This window comes from Microbacterium sp. K2 (assembly GCF_051365005.1).
GTDB lineage: Bacteria > Actinomycetota > Actinomycetes > Actinomycetales > Microbacteriaceae > Microbacterium > Microbacterium foliorum_B.
In genome coordinates this window covers 1712142-1730436 of record NZ_JBLWII010000001.1, presented here as the reverse complement: position 1 = coordinate 1730436, position 18295 = coordinate 1712142, and the positions used below count along the sequence as shown (strand labels likewise).

The 18295-nt window shown below is 69.5% G+C and carries 16 protein-coding genes and 1 tRNA gene; 9 read left to right on the top strand and 8 right to left on the bottom strand.

Annotation, left to right across the window (positions count from 1 at the left end; all coding sequences use genetic code 11):
* Positions 1-51 precede the first annotated feature (51 nt).
* The 3 genes from ACLKOY_RS08470 to ACLKOY_RS08460 all read left to right on the top strand — a co-directional run bounded on the left by ACLKOY_RS08470 (position 52) and on the right by ACLKOY_RS08460 (position 2576).
* On the top strand, positions 52-225 hold the full coding sequence (locus tag ACLKOY_RS08470) for a hypothetical protein (RefSeq protein ID WP_164481682.1): 174 nt from the start codon (positions 52-54) through the stop codon (positions 223-225).
* A gap of 100 nt (positions 226-325) precedes the next feature.
* The gene (gene cls, locus ACLKOY_RS08465) at positions 326-1786 is read left to right on the top strand and encodes a cardiolipin synthase (protein WP_436453230.1); all 1461 of its coding nucleotides are present in this window, start codon (positions 326-328) and stop codon (positions 1784-1786) included.
* A 49-nt stretch (positions 1787-1835) separates the two neighbouring features.
* Positions 1836-2576, top strand: a complete 741-nt coding sequence (locus ACLKOY_RS08460; RefSeq protein WP_436453229.1) for a hypothetical protein — start codon at positions 1836-1838, stop codon at positions 2574-2576.
* A 33-nt stretch (positions 2577-2609) separates the two neighbouring features.
* Here ACLKOY_RS08460 and ACLKOY_RS08455 read toward each other — a convergent pair whose 3' ends face one another.
* Positions 2610-3608, bottom strand: coding sequence for a diacylglycerol/lipid kinase family protein (locus ACLKOY_RS08455; RefSeq protein WP_140036110.1), 999 nt, complete (start codon positions 3606-3608; stop codon positions 2610-2612).
* A 75-nt stretch (positions 3609-3683) separates the two neighbouring features.
* On the opposite strand from ACLKOY_RS08455, the gene serS reads away from it, so the two are divergent.
* From serS to ACLKOY_RS08435, 4 genes are all read left to right on the top strand, one after another.
* Positions 3684-4967 (top strand): serine--tRNA ligase, encoded by a 1284-nt coding sequence (gene serS, locus ACLKOY_RS08450; protein ID WP_140036111.1) that lies wholly within the window; start codon positions 3684-3686, stop codon positions 4965-4967.
* Positions 4964-5785 carry an HAD family hydrolase gene (locus tag ACLKOY_RS08445; protein WP_436453228.1) on the top strand — a complete coding sequence of 274 codons (822 nt, stop codon included), beginning with the start codon at positions 4964-4966 and terminating at the stop codon, positions 5783-5785. The genes serS and ACLKOY_RS08445 overlap by 4 nt, the downstream gene beginning before the upstream one ends.
* A gap of 42 nt (positions 5786-5827) precedes the next feature.
* A tRNA-Ser gene (locus ACLKOY_RS08440) sits at positions 5828-5912 on the top strand.
* Positions 5913-5964: 52 nt separating this feature from the next.
* Positions 5965-7218: an LCP family protein gene (locus ACLKOY_RS08435; protein WP_436453227.1), complete on the top strand. Its 1254-nt coding sequence runs from the start codon at positions 5965-5967 to the stop codon at positions 7216-7218.
* 77 nt (positions 7219-7295) lie between these two features.
* Here ACLKOY_RS08435 and ACLKOY_RS08430 read toward each other — a convergent pair whose 3' ends face one another.
* Complete coding sequence (locus tag ACLKOY_RS08430; protein WP_436453226.1) at positions 7296-7892, bottom strand: TetR/AcrR family transcriptional regulator; 597 nt, start codon at positions 7890-7892, stop codon at positions 7296-7298.
* A 92-nt stretch (positions 7893-7984) separates the two neighbouring features.
* On the opposite strand from ACLKOY_RS08430, the gene ACLKOY_RS08425 reads away from it, so the two are divergent.
* The gene (locus ACLKOY_RS08425; RefSeq protein ID WP_436453225.1) at positions 7985-10273 is read left to right on the top strand and encodes a glycoside hydrolase family 3 C-terminal domain-containing protein; all 2289 of its coding nucleotides are present in this window, start codon (positions 7985-7987) and stop codon (positions 10271-10273) included.
* Positions 10274-10369: 96 nt separating this feature from the next.
* Here the strand turns inward: ACLKOY_RS08425 and ACLKOY_RS08420 are convergent, their stop codons facing one another.
* The 6 genes from ACLKOY_RS08420 to ACLKOY_RS08395 all read right to left on the bottom strand — a co-directional run bounded on the left by ACLKOY_RS08420 (position 10370) and on the right by ACLKOY_RS08395 (position 17166).
* On the bottom strand, positions 10370-11812 hold the full coding sequence (locus ACLKOY_RS08420; protein WP_436453224.1) for an aldehyde dehydrogenase (NADP(+)): 1443 nt from the start codon (positions 11810-11812) through the stop codon (positions 10370-10372).
* A complete protein-coding gene (locus tag ACLKOY_RS08415) occupies positions 11809-12927 on the bottom strand; it encodes a mandelate racemase/muconate lactonizing enzyme family protein (RefSeq protein ID WP_436453223.1) in 1119 nt (372 codons plus the stop codon). The genes ACLKOY_RS08420 and ACLKOY_RS08415 overlap by 4 nt, the downstream gene beginning before the upstream one ends.
* Positions 12924-13823: a 5-dehydro-4-deoxyglucarate dehydratase gene (locus tag ACLKOY_RS08410; protein ID WP_436453222.1), complete on the bottom strand. Its 900-nt coding sequence runs from the start codon at positions 13821-13823 to the stop codon at positions 12924-12926. The genes ACLKOY_RS08415 and ACLKOY_RS08410 overlap by 4 nt, the downstream gene beginning before the upstream one ends.
* A gap of 10 nt (positions 13824-13833) precedes the next feature.
* Entirely contained in the window at positions 13834-14751 is a 918-nt protein-coding gene (locus tag ACLKOY_RS08405) for an NAD-dependent epimerase/dehydratase family protein (RefSeq protein ID WP_436453221.1), read from the bottom strand.
* Positions 14748-16076, bottom strand: a complete 1329-nt coding sequence (locus ACLKOY_RS08400) for a Gfo/Idh/MocA family protein (protein WP_436453220.1) — start codon at positions 16074-16076, stop codon at positions 14748-14750. Before ACLKOY_RS08400 ends, ACLKOY_RS08405 begins: the two co-directional genes overlap by 4 nt.
* A gap of 85 nt (positions 16077-16161) precedes the next feature.
* Positions 16162-17166: a LacI family DNA-binding transcriptional regulator gene (locus ACLKOY_RS08395; protein ID WP_436453219.1), complete on the bottom strand. Its 1005-nt coding sequence runs from the start codon at positions 17164-17166 to the stop codon at positions 16162-16164.
* Positions 17167-17239: 73 nt separating this feature from the next.
* Between ACLKOY_RS08395 and ACLKOY_RS08390 the strand changes: the two genes are divergently transcribed.
* A complete protein-coding gene (locus ACLKOY_RS08390; protein ID WP_436453218.1) occupies positions 17240-18286 on the top strand; it encodes a M24 family metallopeptidase in 1047 nt (348 codons plus the stop codon).
* Positions 18287-18295: the final 9 nt, after the last annotated feature.

The window sequence follows — 18295 nt, the reverse complement described above, 5'->3', positions numbered from 1 at the left end:
CGCGTCAGGCCCCCGAGTGTGGAGGACCAGTGGGTCGCGTACCATGGAGTCATGGAGAACTTCTGGCTCGCAGCCGCATGGTCGATCATCCCGACCATCGGGGTGAGCGTCGTGTTCTTCTTCGTTCTCCGCGGAATCCTGCGGTTCGATCGCACCGAACGCAAGGTGCACGCGCGGATCGAGGCCGAGGAGCGGGCTGCGCGCGGTCTGCCGCCGCGCTCCTGAGCAGCGTCGGCCCCATCGGATACTGTGTAGCCAGCGCACCTTCGTCGGTGCCCACTGACGCGACCGGCGTCGCAGTGCCGACCGGCCGAGAGGACGAGGGATGACGCCCGAGATCTGGGCTTGGTGGACCGCGGCGTTCCTGATCGCCCTCGACCTGACGATCCGCATCACGGCGATCATCGTGATCCCGCGCAACCGGCGACCCACCGCGGCGATGGCGTGGCTGCTCGCGGTCTTCTTCATCCCGTTCATCGGGGTCTTCCTCTTCCTGCTCATCGGAAACCCGCGTCTGCCCCGTGCTCGTCGACGCAAGCAGGATCAGATCAACGAGTACATCGCCGAGACGAGCGAGCACCTGCACTTCGGCACCCTGCGACCGGATGCACCGAGCTGGTTCCCCCCGCTCGTCGAGATGAACCACAGGCCCGGAGCCCTGCCGATCTCGGGAGACAACGGCGCGCACCTGATCGCGGACTATCAGGCTTCGCTCGACGCGATGGCCGACGAGATCCGCAAGGCCGAGGACTACGTCCACATCGAGTTCTACATCCTTCAGGCCGACGCCTCGACGGACAACTTCTTCCGCGCGATGGAAGAGGTCGCAGAGCGCGGCGTGCACGTCCGCGTGCTGCTCGACCACTGGGCGAACAGATGGAAGCCGAAGTATCGGCAGACCGTCAAGCGGCTCAACGACATGGGCGCCAACTGGCATCTGATGCTTCCGGTGCAGCCGCTGAAGGGACGCATGCAGCGGCCCGACCTGCGCAACCACCGCAAGCTCCTCGTCGTCGACGGCAAGGTCGCGTTCCTCGGCTCGCAGAACGTCACGGACTCGACCTACAACCTTCCGAAGAACATCAAGCGCGGTCTGCACTGGGTCGACCTCATGGTCCGCATCGACGGACCCGTCGTGCTGAGCGTGAACGCCATCTTCCTCAGCGACTGGTACAGCGAGACCGACGAGGTGCTGCAGGAGATCGACATCTCTCACGCCGAGACGGGGTCGGGAGACCTCGACTGCCAGGTCGTGCCGTCGGGGCCCGGGTTCGAGGTCGAGAACAACCTGCGTCTCTTCCTCGGGCTGCTCTATGCGGCCAAAGAGAAGATCATGATCGTCAGCCCGTACTTCGTTCCGGATGAAGCGCTGCTGCTCGCCGTCACCGCCGCGGTCGACCGCGGTGTCGCGGTCGAGCTGTTCGTCTCCGAGGAGGGCGACCAGGCGATGGTCTATCACGCGCAGCGCAGCTATTACGAGGCGCTGCTCAAGGCCGGGGTGCGGATCTGGATGTACCGTCGGCCGTACATCCTGCACACCAAGAGCCTCACGATCGACGACCAGGTCGCCGTGATCGGCTCGAGCAACATGGACATGCGCTCGTTCGGTCTGAACCTCGAGGTGTCGATGCTGGTGCGGGGCGAGGAGTTCGTCGCCGAGATGCGCGAGGTCGAAGACGTGTACCGCTCGCTCAGCAGAGAGCTGACGCTCGAGGAGTGGATGCAGCAGCCTCTGCGTTCGACCGTCCTCGACAACCTCGCGCGCCTCACCTCGGCGCTGCAATAGGGGGCAGGACGGGGTGCCCGTGGCGGACCGCGGCCGGTACCCTGTGTGCATGGAATCGCCATCGCGTGTCATCGCCGCACTCTCATCCCTGGCTGCCGTACTGCTGATCGCGGGGTGCACGATCGGCCCAGGGGCCACCGGGTCTCAGGCGACCTCGAACCCCTCGAGCGGACCCGGTCAGAGCACCGACGACTCGGATGACGTCGAGGGCACGCTGCTCGACGACGGCCGCATGTTCGCGGTCGTGACCTGGGGATCCTCCACCTGTGTTCCGCAGGTCGACACGGTGTCGGCCGAAGGTCAGACCGTCTCGGTGACACTCGTCGAGCCAGAGTCCGAGGGAGACGGCGAGAAGGCCTGCACGGCCGACCTGGCGTCCCGAGCGAGCATCGGTGCGCTGCCGGAAGGGGTCGATCCGACGAAGGATGTCACGCTGCAGGTGACCTATGGCGATGTCGTCGACGACGTCGATCTCGACGGCGACCCCTCGTTCACCGGCACCCCCGGCTCGTCGACCGAGTACACCCCGAGCGCCGGGTGGTTCGACGACGGCTCGCTGGTGCTGCTCACCTGGGGCTCGTCGAGCTGCGCCCCCGTGGTCGAGAACCTCGAGGGGTCGGGCGCCTCCGGCACGGCGACCTTCGCGACCGACGACGACCAGGTGTGCACCATGGACATGGCGCCGCGTGCGACGATCCTCGAGTTCGGCGAAGACGCCGTCGATGACGACGCCTTCACCCTCACACTCGTCGGCGGCGGCCTCGACGGCACGGTCGAGGTGCGCGGCTGACGCAGCGGTCGGAGGGTTCCCGAACCGCGGGGATCAGAGTGACGCGACCGGGTGGTCGGCGGGAAGAGCCAGCAGGAGCGCTCCGGGGTCCACACGGCAGGTGACGCGCACGGCCGTCCCGAACTCATCGCCGTCGAGCTCTATCGAGGTGGGTGACGTCACGGCGGCCTCGGCGGCGGCTCCGCGGAAGTAGTGCACCGAGGCATCCCTGCCCCGACGTTCGAGCACCCGGCGGCCCGCGCGCGAGCGTCGCAGCACCGAGTTGTCCCACCAGATCTTGCGCCAGACCCCGAGCCAACCCCACATGCCGGTCGGCTGGATCACCGCGACATCGAGGATGCCGTCCGTGATCGAGGCGTCGGGGATCAGGGAGATGCCCGCCGGCAGCGTGCCGCAGTTCGCGAACAGGATGCTGTGCACCTTGGTCGAATGCAGGCGTCCGTCGTCGATCTGGAACACGGAGCGGAACGGCTCGGCGCCCACGAGCGACCTCGCGGCTCCGTCGACGTAGGCGATCCACCCGACCGATCTCTTGAGGTCGGGGCGGGTGTTGGCGATCATGTCGGCATCCAACCCGACGCCCGCGAGAACGACGTACGCGTGTTCCTCGTGCTCGCCGTTCTCTCGCGTCAGGCGTGCCCAGCCGATGTCGATCGCGTGGCGGAACTCGCCGAGCGCCGCGCGGATCATCTCGTCGGGGTCGGCGAGCGGGAGCCCCAGGTTGCGCGCCAGCAGGTTTCCGGTGCCGCTCGGCAGGATCGCGAGTGGGACCCCGGTGTTCGCGATGGCTTCGGAGACCGCGCGCACCGTGCCGTCTCCGCCGGCCACGAGCACGACATCCACAGCGCGGGCGAGGGCCTGGGCCGTCGCACCCTGACCGGGGTCCTCGATCGTGGTCGGATAGAAGGCCGGGTGCTCCCACCCGGCTTCGCGCGAGAGGACTCGGACCCTGTCCCGCAGATGCTTCTCGTCGACTTTGATCGGGTTGTACACGAGCGCCGCCTGTCGCCTGGCGGGGGCGCTCTTCGTCATGGCGCTACTCTAACCCGGGCGTCGGCAGCGCCCGACCGCGGCTGACGCGCCCGGGACGCACCATAGACTTGGTGGATGATCGACCTCGCACTCCTCCGCGACAATCCGGAGATCGTCCGCCGCTCTCAGGCCGCCCGTGGCAACGACCAGGGCACCGTCGACATCGCACTCGAGGCAGACCGATCGCGTCGGGCGGCGCTCGCCGCGTTCGAAGAGCTGAGGGCCGAGCAGAACGCGTTCGGCAAGCAGGTCGCGAAGGCCCCCAAGGAGGAGAAGGCAGCGCTCGTCGCGCAGGTCAAGGACCTCGCCGAGCGCGTCAAGCAGGCTCAGCAGGCGGCGAACGAAGCCGCCGAGACTCTGGCCGCTGCTCTCGCACGCATCGAGAACGTCGTCATCGACGGCGTTCCCGCCGGTGGCGAGGCCGACTTCGTCGAGCTGCGCCGGGTCGGCGAGGTGCCCGCCTTCGACTTCGAGCCGCGCGATCACCTCGAGCTCGGCGAGATCCTCGGCGCGATCGACATGGAGCGAGGCGCGAAGGTGTCGGGCGCGCGCTTCTACTTCCTCCGAGGCATCGGCGCGCGACTCGAGATCGCGCTCATGAACCTCGCGCTCGACAAGGCGCTGCAGAACGATTTCATCCCGCTGATCACCCCCACCCTGGTGCGGCCGGAGATCATGCAGGGCACCGGATTCCTCGGCGAGCATGCAGACGAGGTCTACCACCTCGACAAGGACGACGATCTGTACCTCGTGGGCACCAGCGAGGTCGCGCTCGCCGGATACCACAAGGACGAGATCCTCGACCTGGGCGAGGGTGCGCTGCGGTACGCCGGCTGGTCGACCTGCTATCGCCGCGAGGCGGGCTCTCATGGCAAGGACACCCGCGGCATCATCCGGGTGCACCAGTTCAACAAGCTCGAGATGTTCGTCTATACGAACCCCGAGGATGCCGAGGCGGAGCACCTGCGCCTCGTCGCGCTGCAGGAGGAGATGCTGACCTCGCTCGGCCTCGCCTACCGCGTGATCGACGTCGCCGCGGGTGACCTCGGTTCGAGCGCAGCGCGCAAGTACGACATCGAGGCGTGGGTGCCCACGCAGGGCGCCTTCCGCGAGCTCACCTCCACCTCGAACTGCACGACGTATCAGGCGCGCCGCCTCGACATCCGGCACCGGCCCGAGGCCCACGAGGGGCAGACCTCGAAGACGCAGCCCGTGGCGACGCTCAACGGCACACTCGCGACGACCCGATGGATCGTCGCGCTGCTCGAGACGCATCAGCAGGCTGACGGCTCTGTGCGCGTTCCCGAGGTGCTGCGGCCGTACCTCGGCGGGCTCGAGGTTCTGGAGCCGACCGCATGACGGCTCCCTGGCTCGTCGGACTCGACGTCGACGGCACGATCATCCTGCAGGACGAGACGATGAGCCCCGGCGTGCCCGAGGCCGTCGCACGGCTGCGGGATGCCGGCCATGAGGTGACGATCGCGACCGGACGCAGCTGGATGGCGACGCGTCGCTGGGTCGAGCAGCTCGAGCTGACCCCGCAGTTCGTGGTGTGCTCGAACGGAGCGGTGACGATGCGTCGAGTGGGCGACGAGTGGGAGCGGTGGCACATCGAGACGTTCGACCCGTCTCCCGTGCTCGCCCTGCTGCGCGAGCGCCTGCCCGAGGCTCGCTACATGGTCGAGCTCGGCTCGGGGCTGCGGCTCTACACCGAGCATCTGGACGACTGGACGCTCGACGGCGGACGGCAGGTCGGTTTCGAGGAGCTGGTCGCCGAGCCGGTCTCCCGTGTCGTCGTCGTGTCGCCGGGGCACGACGAGGAGGACTTCCACCGCCTCGTCGCGGACGCAGGGCTCAACGAGGTCTCGTATGCGATCGGCTGGACGGCATGGCTCGACATCGCGCCGCAGGGCGTCGACAAGGGCACGGCGCTGGAGCGCGTGCGCACCGAGCTGGGCTTCGAGCGCGGTCAGGTCTTCGTGGCCGGCGACGGACGCAACGACATCGGCATGTTCGGCTGGGCACTGGGGCTCGATGGACGTGCCGTCGCGATGGGGCAGGCGCCCGCAGAGGTCAAGGACGCCGCGGGCGAGGTGACCGGCGACGTCGAGGACGGCGGCCTGGCGATGGCCCTCGACACGCTTCCAGCAGCCGCCCAGGTCAGCGGGAGAGAATAGAACTCGGCTAGACTCACGGCTTGTCGGCAGATTCGTCTGTCGGGAGGGTTGTCCGAGTGGCCGATGGAGCTGGTCTTGAAAACCAGTGGGCAGAGATGTCTCGTGGGTTCGAATCCCACACCCTCCGCATTCCAGGGAACGGTGTCCCCCGCACCGCACGCTGAACCGAAAGGTCCCGAGTGAGTCCTCACACCCGACGCCGTCGTACCATCGCACGACACGGGCAGCTCCACTCGCCGGGCCCCGTCAGCCAGCTTCTGACGTTTATCGCGATCGGCCTCGCCGTCGTCCTGGTGAGCGGCTTCGGCGTCGCCTCGTACATCGTCTACGACCTCTCGAGCACGGTGTCGGCCAACGCGGTCGAGCTGGACAGCACCGAGCAGCTGCCGCCTGACATCAGCGAGTACGAGGGCGGTTTCAACATGCTCCTCACCGGTGTCGACACGTGCGAAGAGGCCTACGCGCAGTATTTCGGAGAGCGCTGCACCGGCGCGGACTCCGAAGGCACGCTCAATGACGTGAACCTTCTCCTGCACGTGTCGGAGGAGCCCCGCCGTATCACCGTCGTCAGCCTGCCTCGAGACATGATGGTCCCGATTCCCGAGTGCGAGGACGCCGAGGGCGACGTGCACTCCGCGATGAGCAAGCAGCAGATCAACACCGCGTACACCGACGGCGGACTCAACTGCGTCGCGAAGACCGTGTCAGACCTCACCGGTCAGGAGATCCAGTTCGCGGCGTCGGTCACCTTCGGCGGCGTGATCGAGATCACGAACGCGATCGGCGGCGTCGAGGTCTGCCTCGCCTCTCCGATCAAGGACCGCTACACGGGGCTCGACCTCGCGGCCGGGAATCACGTGATCGAGGGGATCACGGCTCTGCAGTTCCTTCGCACCCGTCACGGTGTCGGTGATGGCAGCGACCTCGGGCGCATCGGCAACCAGCAGCAGTACATGTCGAGTCTCGCTCGCAAGCTCATCAGCGGCGAGACGCTCGGCAACGTCCCGATGATGCTGAAGCTCGCGACCACCGGTCTCGACAATGTCGAGGCGAGCACCTCGCTCGCCGACCCGATGAAGATCGTCCAGATCGCGCTCGCGGTGAAGTCGGTTCCGTTCGAGGACATCGTCTTCCTGCAGTACCCGACGTTCGCCGACCCGGCCGACCCCAACCGCGTCGTGCCGGACAAGGAGTCCGCCGAGGCCATGTGGACCGCGATCAACGAGAACGCCCAGCTGCAGGTCACGCATCAGAACACCGAGAACGACGGTGTCGTGGTGACGGATCCGGGCACGCAGGCTCCTGCGGAAGCCGGCGGTGAGGCGGCGACGCCGGACACCACGGCGACCCCGGAGAACGTGGTGGCGCTGCCCGACACGATCAAGGGCAACTCGGCCGCGCAGCAGACCTGCTCGAACGGCAACGTGCGCTGACGTTCTCGCGCTGAGCGCACGAGCGATCCCGAGGAGCCGCCCCTCCTGCCAGCCGGGGTGAGGGCGGTTCTTCGCGTTCAGCGCGGGGGTGTCTCCGGCTGATCGGTCGTCGGGTAGAGCACGTCCATGAGGGCGCCGATGATGCCCGGCATGTCGACCGAGCGGTCGATCATCCACTGCAGCTGCAACCCGTCGGCGACCGCCTGGATCACCCGCGCCATGGTGTCCGGGTCGAGCGTCGCTCGGTGGGCGGCATCCTGGGCGAAGGAGTGGGTGATGCTCTCGCGGAGTCGTTCGCTGCGCTCGAGGAAGTACTGATGAGCCGGGTGCGCGGGGTCGACGGCGTCGACCGAGAGGCGGGAGAACAACTCGACGACGCCGGGCACCTCGGTGTTGTGGCGGATGACGTCGATGAACGCGGACTTGCCGTCGGCCGGGTCCGGCGTCTGCGGCATCATGCCGTCGTGTTCGTCGCGCTTGCGCAGCACCTCGGTGAAGAGCTCCTCCTTGCTGCCGAAGTAGTGCAGGAGCGCGGCGGGGGTGACGCCGACGAGTTCGGCGATCTGCTTGAGCGAGGCGTTCTGATAGCCCTTTCGGCCGATCACGTCGAGAGCGCTCTCGAGGATCTCCTCGCGTCTGGCGACGCCCTTCGCGTATGAACCTCGTCGTGCCATCCCTCGAGAGTAATCCTGAACAACGTTTGAGATCCAATACTTACTGGCATATAGTTTTCGCAAGACACCGCCGTCGCCGCGAAAGGAACACCATGACCGATACATCGGCATCCGATCTCACCCTCGAGGAGAAGGCTTCGCTCACCAGCGGTGCCGACTTCTGGACGACGAAAGCCATCGATCGCGTCGGCCTGCCGTCGATCATGATGACCGACGGCCCGCACGGCCTGCGCAAGCAGGCAGGTGGCACCGATCACCTCGGTCTCTCGAGCAGCGTGCCGGCGACCTGCTTCCCGCCCGCTGTCGGCATCGGCTCGTCGTTCGACCCCGAGATCATCGAGCGGGTCGGCGCGGCCATCGGCGTCGAGGCGGCCATCGAAGACGTCGCGATCGTGCTGGGCCCGGGCATCAACATCAAGCGGTCGCCGCTGTGCGGGCGCAACTTCGAGTACTTCTCCGAAGACCCGATCGTCTCGGGCGTGCTCGGCGCGGCCTCGGTGCGCGGCGTGCAGTCTCAGGGCGTCGGGACCTCGCTCAAGCACTTCGCCGCCAACAACCAGGAGTTCGATCGCATGCGCGCGAGCTCCGACGTCGACCCGCGGCCGCTGCACGAGATCTACCTGCGCGGCTTCGAGCGCGTCGTCGAGGACGCCGAGCCGTGGACCGTCATGTGCTCGTACAACCGCATCAACGGGGTCTACGCCTCGGAGGACCCGTGGCTGCTCACGCAGGTGCTGCGCGACGACTGGGGCTTCGACGGACTGGTCGTGTCGGACTGGGGTGCGGTGAACGACCGCGTGGCGGGCGTCGCCGCCGGTCTCGACCTGGAGATGCCGTCGTCGGGCGGGCGGACGGATGCTCAGCTCGTCGCCGCCGTGCGCGCGGGAGAGCTCGACGAGAGCGTGCTCGACACCGCGGCCGACCGCGCGATCGACCTCGTGCGCAAGGCGCAGCAGCGCCCGGCCGTCGCAGGACCCCTCGACGTCGATGCGCACCATGCACTCGCGAGAGAAGCGGCCGGACGCTCGATCGTGCTGCTGAAGAACGACGGCGACGTGCTGCCGCTCGCCGCCGAGCAGCGGATCGCCGTGATCGGAGCCTTCGCGACCGAGCCCCGCTTCCAGGGAGCCGGATCCTCGCTGATCAACCCCACCCGCGTCGACAGGGCGCTGGACGAGCTGCGTGCCGTCGGCGGAGACAACGTCACCTACGCGGCCGGCTTCGCGGTCGAGGGCGGCGACATCGCGGCGTCTGGTCGCTCGGCCGACGACCTGCGCGCCGAGGCCGTCGCCGCCGCGTCTGCCGCGGATGTCGCCGTCGTGTTCCTCGGCCTCCCCGCCGCCGAGGAGTCCGAGGGCTTCGACCGCGAGCACATCGATCTGCCGGCCGCCCAGCTGGCGGTGCTCGATGCCGTGATCGCGGCGAACCCCGCCACGGTGGTCGTGCTCTCGAACGGCGGCGTCGTCGCGCTGCCGTTCGCCGACCGAGTGCCGGCGATCGTCGAGACCTGGCTGCTCGGGCAGGCCGGCGGCGGCGCGGTCGCCGACGTGCTCTACGGCGCGGTCAACCCGTCGGGCAAACTCACTGAGACGGTGCCGGTGCGGCTGGAGGACAACCCCTCGTTCGGCAGCTTCCCCGGCGAGTTCGGTCACGTCCGCTACGGCGAGGGCGTGTTGGTCGGCTACCGGTGGTACGACGCGAAGGGCCTCGACGTCACCTTCCCCTTCGGGCACGGCCTCTCGTACACGACGTTCGCGTACGGCGAGGCCGCGGTCGAGGCGAGCGCGAACGGCGACATCGTCGTGCGGGTCGATGTGACCAACACCGGAGCCCGCGACGGCCGCGAGATCGTGCAGGTGTACGCGGCCCCGGTCGTCTCCGTCGTGCAGCGCGCACCTCGTGAGCTCAAGGCCTTCGCCTCGGTGGCTCTCGCCGCTGGCGAGACGCGCACCGTCGAGCTCGTCGTCCGCCGAGAGGACCTCGCGTACTGGGACGTGCGCGTCGACCGCTGGATCGTCGAGAGCGGCGAGTACACGGTCGAGGTCGCGGCATCGAGCCGTGACATCCGCTCTTCCGCGACCGTCGAGGTCGAGGGCGATGTCGTCTCGCTGCCCCTGACCATGAACTCCTCGATCGGCGATGTCCTCGCCCACCCCGCGGCGGGCCCGATCGTCATGGGCGCCCTCGGCGGATTCCTGGGAGAGCTGAGCGGGGCCGACTCGTCGGCCGCCTCGATGATGCCGAACGACGAGGCGATGCAGAAGATGATGGCGTCGTTCCCGATCGGTCGGCTGGTCGGCTTCCCCGGGGTCGACGTCACGCACGAGCAGGTCGAGCAGCTGCTCGAGGGCGCGAACGCGGGAGTGCTGACGACGGCCTGATCGCAGGCCGTCTGAACGCCGAAAGCGCCCTCTCCGTCGTGCGACGGGGAGGGCGCTTCGTCTGCGGCGATCGATCGTGCCGCGTGCTGCAGGCTCTCAGGCCGGAAGCGCGAGCCCGCCGTTGCGCCGGTGGGGCAGGCCCGCGAGCGCCGCATCGCGGAGGACCTCCGGCAGCAGGGCCTCCGGGGCATCCTGGAACGTCAACGGGCGCAGGAAGCGACGGATCGCGGACGCGCCGACCGAGGTGTGCAGCGAGGTCGTCGCCGGCCACGGGCCGCCGTGCTGCTGCGACCACGTCACAGCGACGCCCGTCGGCCACCCCCCGAACAGCACTCGCCCGGCGCGTTCCTGCAGCAGCTCGAGCGTCTCGGTCGGATCCTCGCCGGGCTCGGCATGCAGGGTCGCGGTGAGGCTGCCGGGCACGGTCTCGAGCGCCGCGTGCAGATCGGCCTCCGAGTCGTACCTGACGATGAGCGTCACGGGTCCGAAGCACTCCTCGAGCAGGACTTCGGGCCGCTGGGCGACCGCGCGGGCATCCGTGACCAGCGCGACCGGTCGCACGCCGTCGACCTCGATGCCCTGGGCGATGACCGAGACGGACGGGTCGTTCTCGAGGTGGGCGAGACCCGACGGGAAGGCCGCGGTGATGCGATCGGTGAGCAGTGGTCCGCCCGATGCCGAGGGGACGGCAGCTGCCACGGCATCCTCGAAGCCGGTGCCGCCGGGCACGAAGACAACGCCCGGCTTGGTGCAGAACTGACCGACCCCGAGGGTGAAGGATCCGACCAGCCCCTGGGCGAGCGACTCGGCGCGAGCGGCGGCAGCGGCTTCGGTGATCACGACCGGGTTGATGCTGCCGAGTTCGCCGTAGAACGGAATCGGGTCGGGGCGCCCGGAGGCGAGATCGAACAGCGCACGCCCGCCCGACACCGACCCGGTGAATCCGGCGGCGCGGATGAGCGGATGCTGCACGAGCGCGTTACCGGCCTCTCTGCCCGTGACGAGCGCGAGGGATCCTGCGGGGGCGCCCGCCTCCTCGAGCGCCGCGGCGACCAGCTCGGCCGTGCGGATCGACAGACGAGGGTGCCCCGAATGCGCCTTCACGACGACGGGATTGCCGGCGGCCAGCGCCGACGCCGTGTCGCCGCCGGCGACCGAGAACGCGAACGGGAAGTTCGAGGCCGAGAAGACGGCGACGGGGCCGAGGGCGGTGAGCATGCGTCGCAGCTCGGGGCGAGGGGGAGCGGCCGTCGCGTCGGCATCGTCGATCGTGAGTTCGAGGTACGACCCCTCTTCGACGACCGTCGCGAAGAGCCGCAGCTGGCCGCTGGTGCGGGCGACCTCGCCCGTGAGGCGGGTCGCGCCCAGCCGCGTCTCCTCGTCGGCGATCGCGACGAGCTCTGTGACGTGGGAGTCGAGCACATCGGCCGCGGCGCGCAGCCAGCCCGCCCGGTCTGCGGATGAGGAGCGACGCCAGACCGGGGCTGCAGCGGCGGCGGCGCGGACGATCGCGTCGAGATCTTCGGAGGAGGTGGTCACGGGTGATCCTTTCCAGCGGGGAGAGAGGAGGCGGCCTCGAGAACGGGGGAGAAGCGGATGCCGAGACCCTGGTGCTCGTTCTCGGTGAGGAAGCCGTCGGAGACGGTCACGGGCGAGGGATCGGCCAGAGCGCCGATCGCGCCGAATCCGGCATCCTCCACATCCTCGACCAGAGGTTCGGACACGGTATCGGGCAGCGTCAGGGCGAGCTGTCCGGAGAGCTCGGGCAGCAGATGAGGATGCAGGGGCGTGCCGTGCGCGGCGGCGAGCTCGGCGATGCGGAGGAAGGGGGTGATTCCGCCGACGCGCACGATGTTGGGCTGCACGATCTGCGCGGCGCCTGCGCGGAGGAAGTCCTCGAACCGATACGCGGTGTGCAGGTTCTCGCCGACCGCGATCGGCACGGCGATGCGACGGGCGAGCTCGGTGTGGCCGGCGAGGTCGTCGGCCCGCAGCGGCTCCTCTATCCAGGCGAGGTCGAAGCGCGAGAGCGCATCGATCGACGTCGTCGCGCGGTCGAGATCCCAGCGCTGGTTCGCGTCGATCATCAGTCCGCGATCGGGCCCGAGCAGGGCGCGCACAGCGGACACGCGCTCGATGTCTTCCGTGAGATCGGGCGTGCCCACCTTGATCTTCACGGCGTCGAACCCCGCGTCGATCCAGCGCTGCACCTGGGCGAGCAGCTCATCGAGCGGGTAGTGCAGGTTCACACCCGAGCCGTAGGCGCGCACGCGCTCGCGGCGTCGGCCGATCAGGCGCGACACCGAGGTGGCGGACGCGCGCGCTTCGGCATCCCACAGGGCGAGGTCGAGTCCCGCCAGCGCGATCGTCGTGATGCCGCCGCCGCCCGCTTCGTGCAGGTGCTCCCACAGGCCCTGCCAGGCCTCGCCGGGAACGGCGGAGCGACCCACGGCGGCGAGGGCGATGTCGTGCTCGAGCAGGGCATGCACTGCGGGTGCGCCGATCTGCGGGCTCCAGGAGAATCCCCATCCCTCGGCTCCGTCGGAGCGCACGACATGGGTTGCGATCACGCCGACGGAGGTCACGTCGGCAGCCCACGGACGCGTCAGCGGCACCCGCTGCAGACGCGTCGTCAGACTCCGGATCGTGGTCACAGCAGCGCGCGTCCCGCCGCGAGGATCTCGGCGAGCCGCGCCTCCTGCGCCGGCGTCGGGTCGACGAGCGGGGCGCGGACGGACCCGACCGCGAGGCCGGAGAGTCGCAGCCCCGCCTTGATGAGGGAGACGCCGAAGCCAGGGGTCTCGTCGCGCAACTCGACGAGGGGGCGATAGAAGCCGTCGAGCAGCGCCAGACGGCGTGCGTCATCGCCGTCGGCGTAGGCGCGGTAATAGGCGTTGGCGATGTCGGGTGCCATGGCGAAGGCCGCCGAGGAGTAGAGGGGAACGCCGATGCCGCGGTAGGCGCCCTGGGTGAGTTCGGCGGTCAGCAGCCCGTTGAAGAAGGCGAAGTCCTCGCGCCCCTCCTCGGCGACCGCGCGCACGATCAGCTGCATCGTGCCGACGTCGCCGGTGCCGTCCTTGAAGCCGACGACCCGCGGATTCGCGACGAGACGACGGACGGTCTCGACGGAGTACTGCGCGCTGCCGCGATGGTAGACGATCACCGGCAGACCGGCGGCCTCGGCGATCTGCTCGACGTATGCCGCGAGGCCCGTCTGCGTGCCGCCGACGAGGTACGGGGGCAGCACGAGCAGTCCGTCGGCGCCGGCGTCCGCGGCGGCCCTCGCGACCTCGATCGCGTGCCCGAGCGGGCCGCCGGCTCCGGCGATCACCGGCACCCGACCGGCGACTGCGGCGACCGCGGTGCGGGTGACCGCTGCGGCCTCGCCCGCCGACAGCGCATGGAACTCTCCTGTGCCGCAGGCAGGGAAGACCCCGCCCGCGCCGGCCTCGACGCCGGTCGAGACGTGCGTCGCGAGCAGGGTGTGGTCGATCGTGCCGTCGGCGGTGAACGGGGTCACGGGGAAGAACAGGATTCCATCGAAGTCCATGTCGAGCCTTTCAGGAGATGGATGCTGCGGCGGATGCTGCGGCGAGTTCGGTGCGCCAGGCGCGGGTGGGTCGCCAGCCGAGCAGTCGAGCGGCTTTCGCGGAGGAGAACGCGGGCGCATCGCCCGTGAGCTCGGCCGCCGCCCGCTCGGTGCCGGGGTGGAACTGCGGCAGCAGCTCGCTCAGGGGGCGGCGGGAGAGCGTGTCGTCGGCGCCGACGAAGAACCGCTCGCCGTTCGGGATGTCGTCAAGGGCGACGAGCAGGGCGTCGGCGAAGGCTGCGACGTCGCGGGCATCGATGTAGTTGAAGAGCGCCGGGGCCGACAGTGCCGGGTCGTCGAGGCGTTCGAGCACGGTGTGCCCCTGCTGGGTGGGTGCGCCGGCCCATTCCTCGGGGGCGATCACATAGCAGGGGCGGAAGGACGCGAACCGCACGTCGTCGCCCGTCTGGCGCCTCAGCATGTCGATCGTCTGCTCGATCAAGAGCTTCGACAGGGCGTAGGCGTTCCAGGGTTCGGTGGGTGACGTCTCGTCGAGGGGGAGGCGCTCGGGAGTCCAGCCGCGTGGTGCGCCGTAGCCGATCACGGTCGGGCTCGACGCCGCGACGATGCGGTGGATGCCTGCGCGCACCGCTCCACCGAGCACCGACTGCGCGAGTGCGGCGTTCGTGCGCAGGATCACGTCTTCGGGCGCGCTGAAGGGCACAGCGATCGCCGCGAGATGGATCAGCGCATCGGCCCCCGTGCCCGTGAGTGCCGATGCCGTTGCGTCGGCATCCGTCAGATCGAGGGAGAACTGCGTGATCCCCGGACGGTCGAGGTGTGCAGTGGGCTCGCGATCGACCGAGACGAGTTCGTGCCCGGCATCCGCGAGTCCCGTCACGAGCGTGCGGCCGAGGCGCCCGGACCCGCCGGTGACGACGATCCTCATCGGCGTGCGAGCAGCGCGATGCCGAGCTCGTCGACCTTCACGGGGAGCCCGGTCTCGAGCGAGCGGTTGCCCGCGATGCCGACCGCGATGGAGCGGATGCCGTCGGTCCAGTCGGCGGGGCGCGCGAGCGGATCGTCGCCCGGGCCCTCGAACACATCGGACAGCAGCAGCGCGTCGCCGCCGCCGTGACCGCCGTCGCCGCCCTCGATCGGCACCTCGTATGCGGCTTCCCAGTGCCGCTGCACGATCAGCCGTTCGCCCTCGGGGCGCAGCGCAGTGGCGCCGTCGCCGCCCGAGAGGCTGGGGTCGATGTGCGGGTGCAGTCCCTCGCCGGCCAGCACGGCACCGCGTTCGACGACCTCGAGCTCGACCCGGCCGAGCGTGCCGTTGACCGCGACGCGGTAGCCCTCCCACGGCGAATGCGCGTTCAGCGAGTACGACATCGTCGCGCCAGACGCGTAGTCGACCACGAGGGCCAGATTGTCTTCGATCGTGATGCCCTCGCTGAACACGTCGAGGTCGCGCTGGTACCCGTCATGCTGCTCGGCGTCGAGGTAGAGCGCGGTGAGGCGCTCGTCGGTGCGGAGGTCGAGTTCGAACAGGTCGCCGTCGTCGTGCGTGCCGCGCGCCGGTCGCTCGCCGAGGCCGCGGCTCGCGGCGTTGTCCGCCCCGTAGAAGCGCAGTCCGCCCGAGGCGAAGACGCGGGTCGGCTGCGAGCGGATCCACCAGTTGACCAGATCGAAGTGGTGGCTCGACTTGTGCACGAGCAGTCCACCCGAATTCTTCTTCTCGCGGTGCCAGCGACGGAAGTAGTCGGCGCCGTGGTTCGTGTCGAGCATCCACGAGAAGTCCACCGAGGTGACCTGCCCGATCGTGCCGTCCTGGATCACCTGACGCAGCGCGCTGTTGCGGGGGGAGTAGCGGTAGTTGAACGTCAGCACGACCTGGCGGCCCGTGCGCTCGACGGCGTCTTCGATGCGGGCGGCGCTCGCCGCGTCGATCGTCAGCGGCTTCTCGACCACGACATCGGCACCGGCCTCGAGCGACCGGACGATCAGCTCGGCATGCAGGTCGTCGCGGGAGCAGATAATGACCCGGTCGACGCGCTCGTCGCGGATCACCTGTTCGAGCTCGTCGGGGGTCGCGAGGCGGGGTGCGGGGGCGCCTGCCTCGACGGCGCGTGCCGAGTGGTAGGCCGCGCGCACGGGATTCGGTTCGATGATCGCGACCAGTTCGGCGCGACTCTGGTGGGCTCCGGTGATCGCCTCGACGTACATCTGTGCACGGACTCCGGCACCGGCGAGGGCATAACGGGTCTTCGTCATCGTGATCCTTCTTTGATCTCGAACTCAGGAAACGTTTTCTCGACGATAGCACAGCGCGGATGCCGAGCAATCGGGAGGCGGCGGCTCAGTCCCCGTGCGGGGCTGAGGTGCTTCCGCGCACGACCAGAGTCGGCGTCAGCGTGAGCGCCGGGGTGGGATCGCCACCGGTGAGCTGAGCATGCATGGCGGCCCAGGCTGCTGCGCCGATCTCGACCGCGGGTACGGCGGCCGTCGTGAGTGGCGGTGAGGTGTAGGCGGCGAAGGGGATGTCGTCGAACCCCGTGATCGACAGCCGGCCGGGGACCTCGACCCGCCGCACGGTCAGCGCCGAGAGCAGCCCCATCGCGACGAGGTCGTTGTAGGCGATCACCGCCGTGGCTCCACTCGCGAGAACCCGATCGGCGACGGCTGTGCCGCTGTCGAAGTCGACCCCCGCGGTGATCTCCTCGACCTCGAGTCCGTCGCCCCTGGAGACCGCCGCGGCGATCGCATCCTGCCGCGCCTTGTGCGTGACGCTGCGGGTGGCTCCGGCGAGATAGACCAGCCGACGGTGACCGAGAGCGGTGAGATGGTCGACGAGATCGCGCATGCCGGACCCGTAGTCTGCACCGACGACCGGAGCGCTGGCCTGCGGCCCACGGTTGATCACCACGGCGGGGGAGAGCGCGGGGAGCAGCTGCCGGAGCTCGTCCTCGGGCATTCGCGGCGCGCAGAGGATCACGCCATCCGTGCGCAGCCGTGTGGCTCGGGCGAGGGCGTGCTCCTCGTCGAGATCCTCGCGGGAGTCGGCGACCAGCACGTGGTACCCGTCGGCAGTCGCCGCGCGACTGAGTCCGCGGAGGATCGCCTGGAAGGTCGGGTTCTCGAGATCCGGGATGACGACCGCGACGGTCTGCGTGCGGCCCAGAACCAGGCTCCGAGCCACCGGGTTCGCGGTGTAGCCGAGTTCTGCGGCGGCTGCCTGCACGCGCTCTGCGAGAGCGGGGTCGACCGTCGGGTTGCCGTTCATCGCCCGCGACACGGTCGACAGCGAGACGCCGGCGAGCTTCGCGACGTCGGTGATGCCAGGGCGAGTGGATTCGCGTGCCATCAGCATCCCTCCGTTCCGCGATCGGTCGCGGCTGTCGTCATACTACGAGAAAACGTTCTACAGGGAGAGTCGCATGGCCGGAGCATCCGATGACCGCATCGAGAAGCAGGATCGCCTCGCACGCGTGCGCCACGAGGTCGGCGCTGACGCCCTCGTGCTCGCGTCGCACGAGGCGGTGTCGTGGTACCTCGAGGGGGTGCGCACCCATGTGTCTCTCGCGGGTCCACCGGTGCTCGCGGTGCGGGCGGAGGCGCACGGAGATGTGCTTTTCGTCGCCGACAACGAGGCCGATCGACTGATCGCCGAGGAGCTGCTGCCGGAGGATGCCGAGCGCGTGGTGCGGGTGCCGTGGTGGATCCCCCCGGCCGTCGTCGCCGCAGAACAGCCGGGCGTGGTCGAGGCGGCGGTCGCTTCTCAGCTGCGCGCTGCCAGGGCGCCGATGATGCCGGCGGAACGCGCGAGATACCGATCGCTGGGGCACGAGACGGCGGAGACTCTGACCGATGTGCTCGGTCGAGTCGACCCGGCCCAGACCGAGAGAGCGGTCGCGGCCGTCATCGCCGCTGAGCTCATCGCGCGGGGGATCGACCCGCTCGTGGTGCTCGTCGCCGGCGCGCAGCGCGGCGGCTTCCGGCATCCGCTTCCGACCGCCGGCGTGCTCGGAGATCGGGCCATGGTCGTGGTGTGCGGTCGCCGCGACGGGCTGATCGCCAACGCCACGAGGTGGATCGGGGCGTCGGTCGACGAGGAGCCGCTGCTCGGCGTGGAGCGGGCGTTCCTCGACGCGTCGGCGCCCGGTGCGCGGCTGGACGCGGCGTTCGAGGCCGGCACCGCGGCGTACGCGCGCTTCGGCTTCGACGTCGACGAGTGGCAGCGGCACCACCAGGGTGGACCGACCGGCTACGCCGGGCGCGATCCGCGAGCGACGGCATCCACGACTGACCTGCTCGTCGAGAACCAGGCCTTCGCCTGGAACCCGACCGCGCCGGGCGTGAAGGTCGAAGACACGATGTTGCGCACTGCCGAGGGGTGGGAGGTGCTGACGATCGACGAGCGCTGGCCCTCGGTCGAGTACGAGGGCCAGCGGCGTCCGGTCGCGAGGGCCTACGGGGCGAGCTGAGGGTGGGAC

Bases quoted from the DNA above. Each gene is read 5' to 3' on its own strand.
- ACLKOY_RS08470 (WP_164481682.1), top strand. From the start codon at position 52: ATGGAGAACTTCTGGCTCGCAGCCGCATGGTCGATCATCCCGACCATC.
- cls (WP_436453230.1), top strand. From the start codon at position 326: ATGACGCCCGAGATCTGGGCTTGGTGGACCGCGGCGTTCCTGATCGCC.
- ACLKOY_RS08460 (WP_436453229.1), top strand. From the start codon at position 1,836: ATGGAATCGCCATCGCGTGTCATCGCCGCACTCTCATCCCTGGCTGCC.
- ACLKOY_RS08455 (WP_140036110.1), bottom strand. From the start codon at position 3,608: ATGACGAAGAGCGCCCCCGCCAGGCGACAGGCGGCGCTCGTGTACAAC.
- serS (WP_140036111.1), top strand. From the start codon at position 3,684: ATGATCGACCTCGCACTCCTCCGCGACAATCCGGAGATCGTCCGCCGC.
- ACLKOY_RS08445 (WP_436453228.1), top strand. From the start codon at position 4,964: ATGACGGCTCCCTGGCTCGTCGGACTCGACGTCGACGGCACGATCATC.
- ACLKOY_RS08430 (WP_436453226.1), bottom strand. From the start codon at position 7,892: ATGGCACGACGAGGTTCATACGCGAAGGGCGTCGCCAGACGCGAGGAG.
- ACLKOY_RS08425 (WP_436453225.1), top strand. From the start codon at position 7,985: ATGACCGATACATCGGCATCCGATCTCACCCTCGAGGAGAAGGCTTCG.
- ACLKOY_RS08410 (WP_436453222.1), bottom strand. From the start codon at position 13,823: ATGGACTTCGATGGAATCCTGTTCTTCCCCGTGACCCCGTTCACCGCC.
- ACLKOY_RS08405 (WP_436453221.1), bottom strand. From the start codon at position 14,751: ATGAGGATCGTCGTCACCGGCGGGTCCGGGCGCCTCGGCCGCACGCTC.
- ACLKOY_RS08400 (WP_436453220.1), bottom strand. From the start codon at position 16,076: ATGACGAAGACCCGTTATGCCCTCGCCGGTGCCGGAGTCCGTGCACAG.
- ACLKOY_RS08395 (WP_436453219.1), bottom strand. From the start codon at position 17,166: ATGGCACGCGAATCCACTCGCCCTGGCATCACCGACGTCGCGAAGCTC.
- ACLKOY_RS08390 (WP_436453218.1), top strand. From the start codon at position 17,240: ATGGCCGGAGCATCCGATGACCGCATCGAGAAGCAGGATCGCCTCGCA.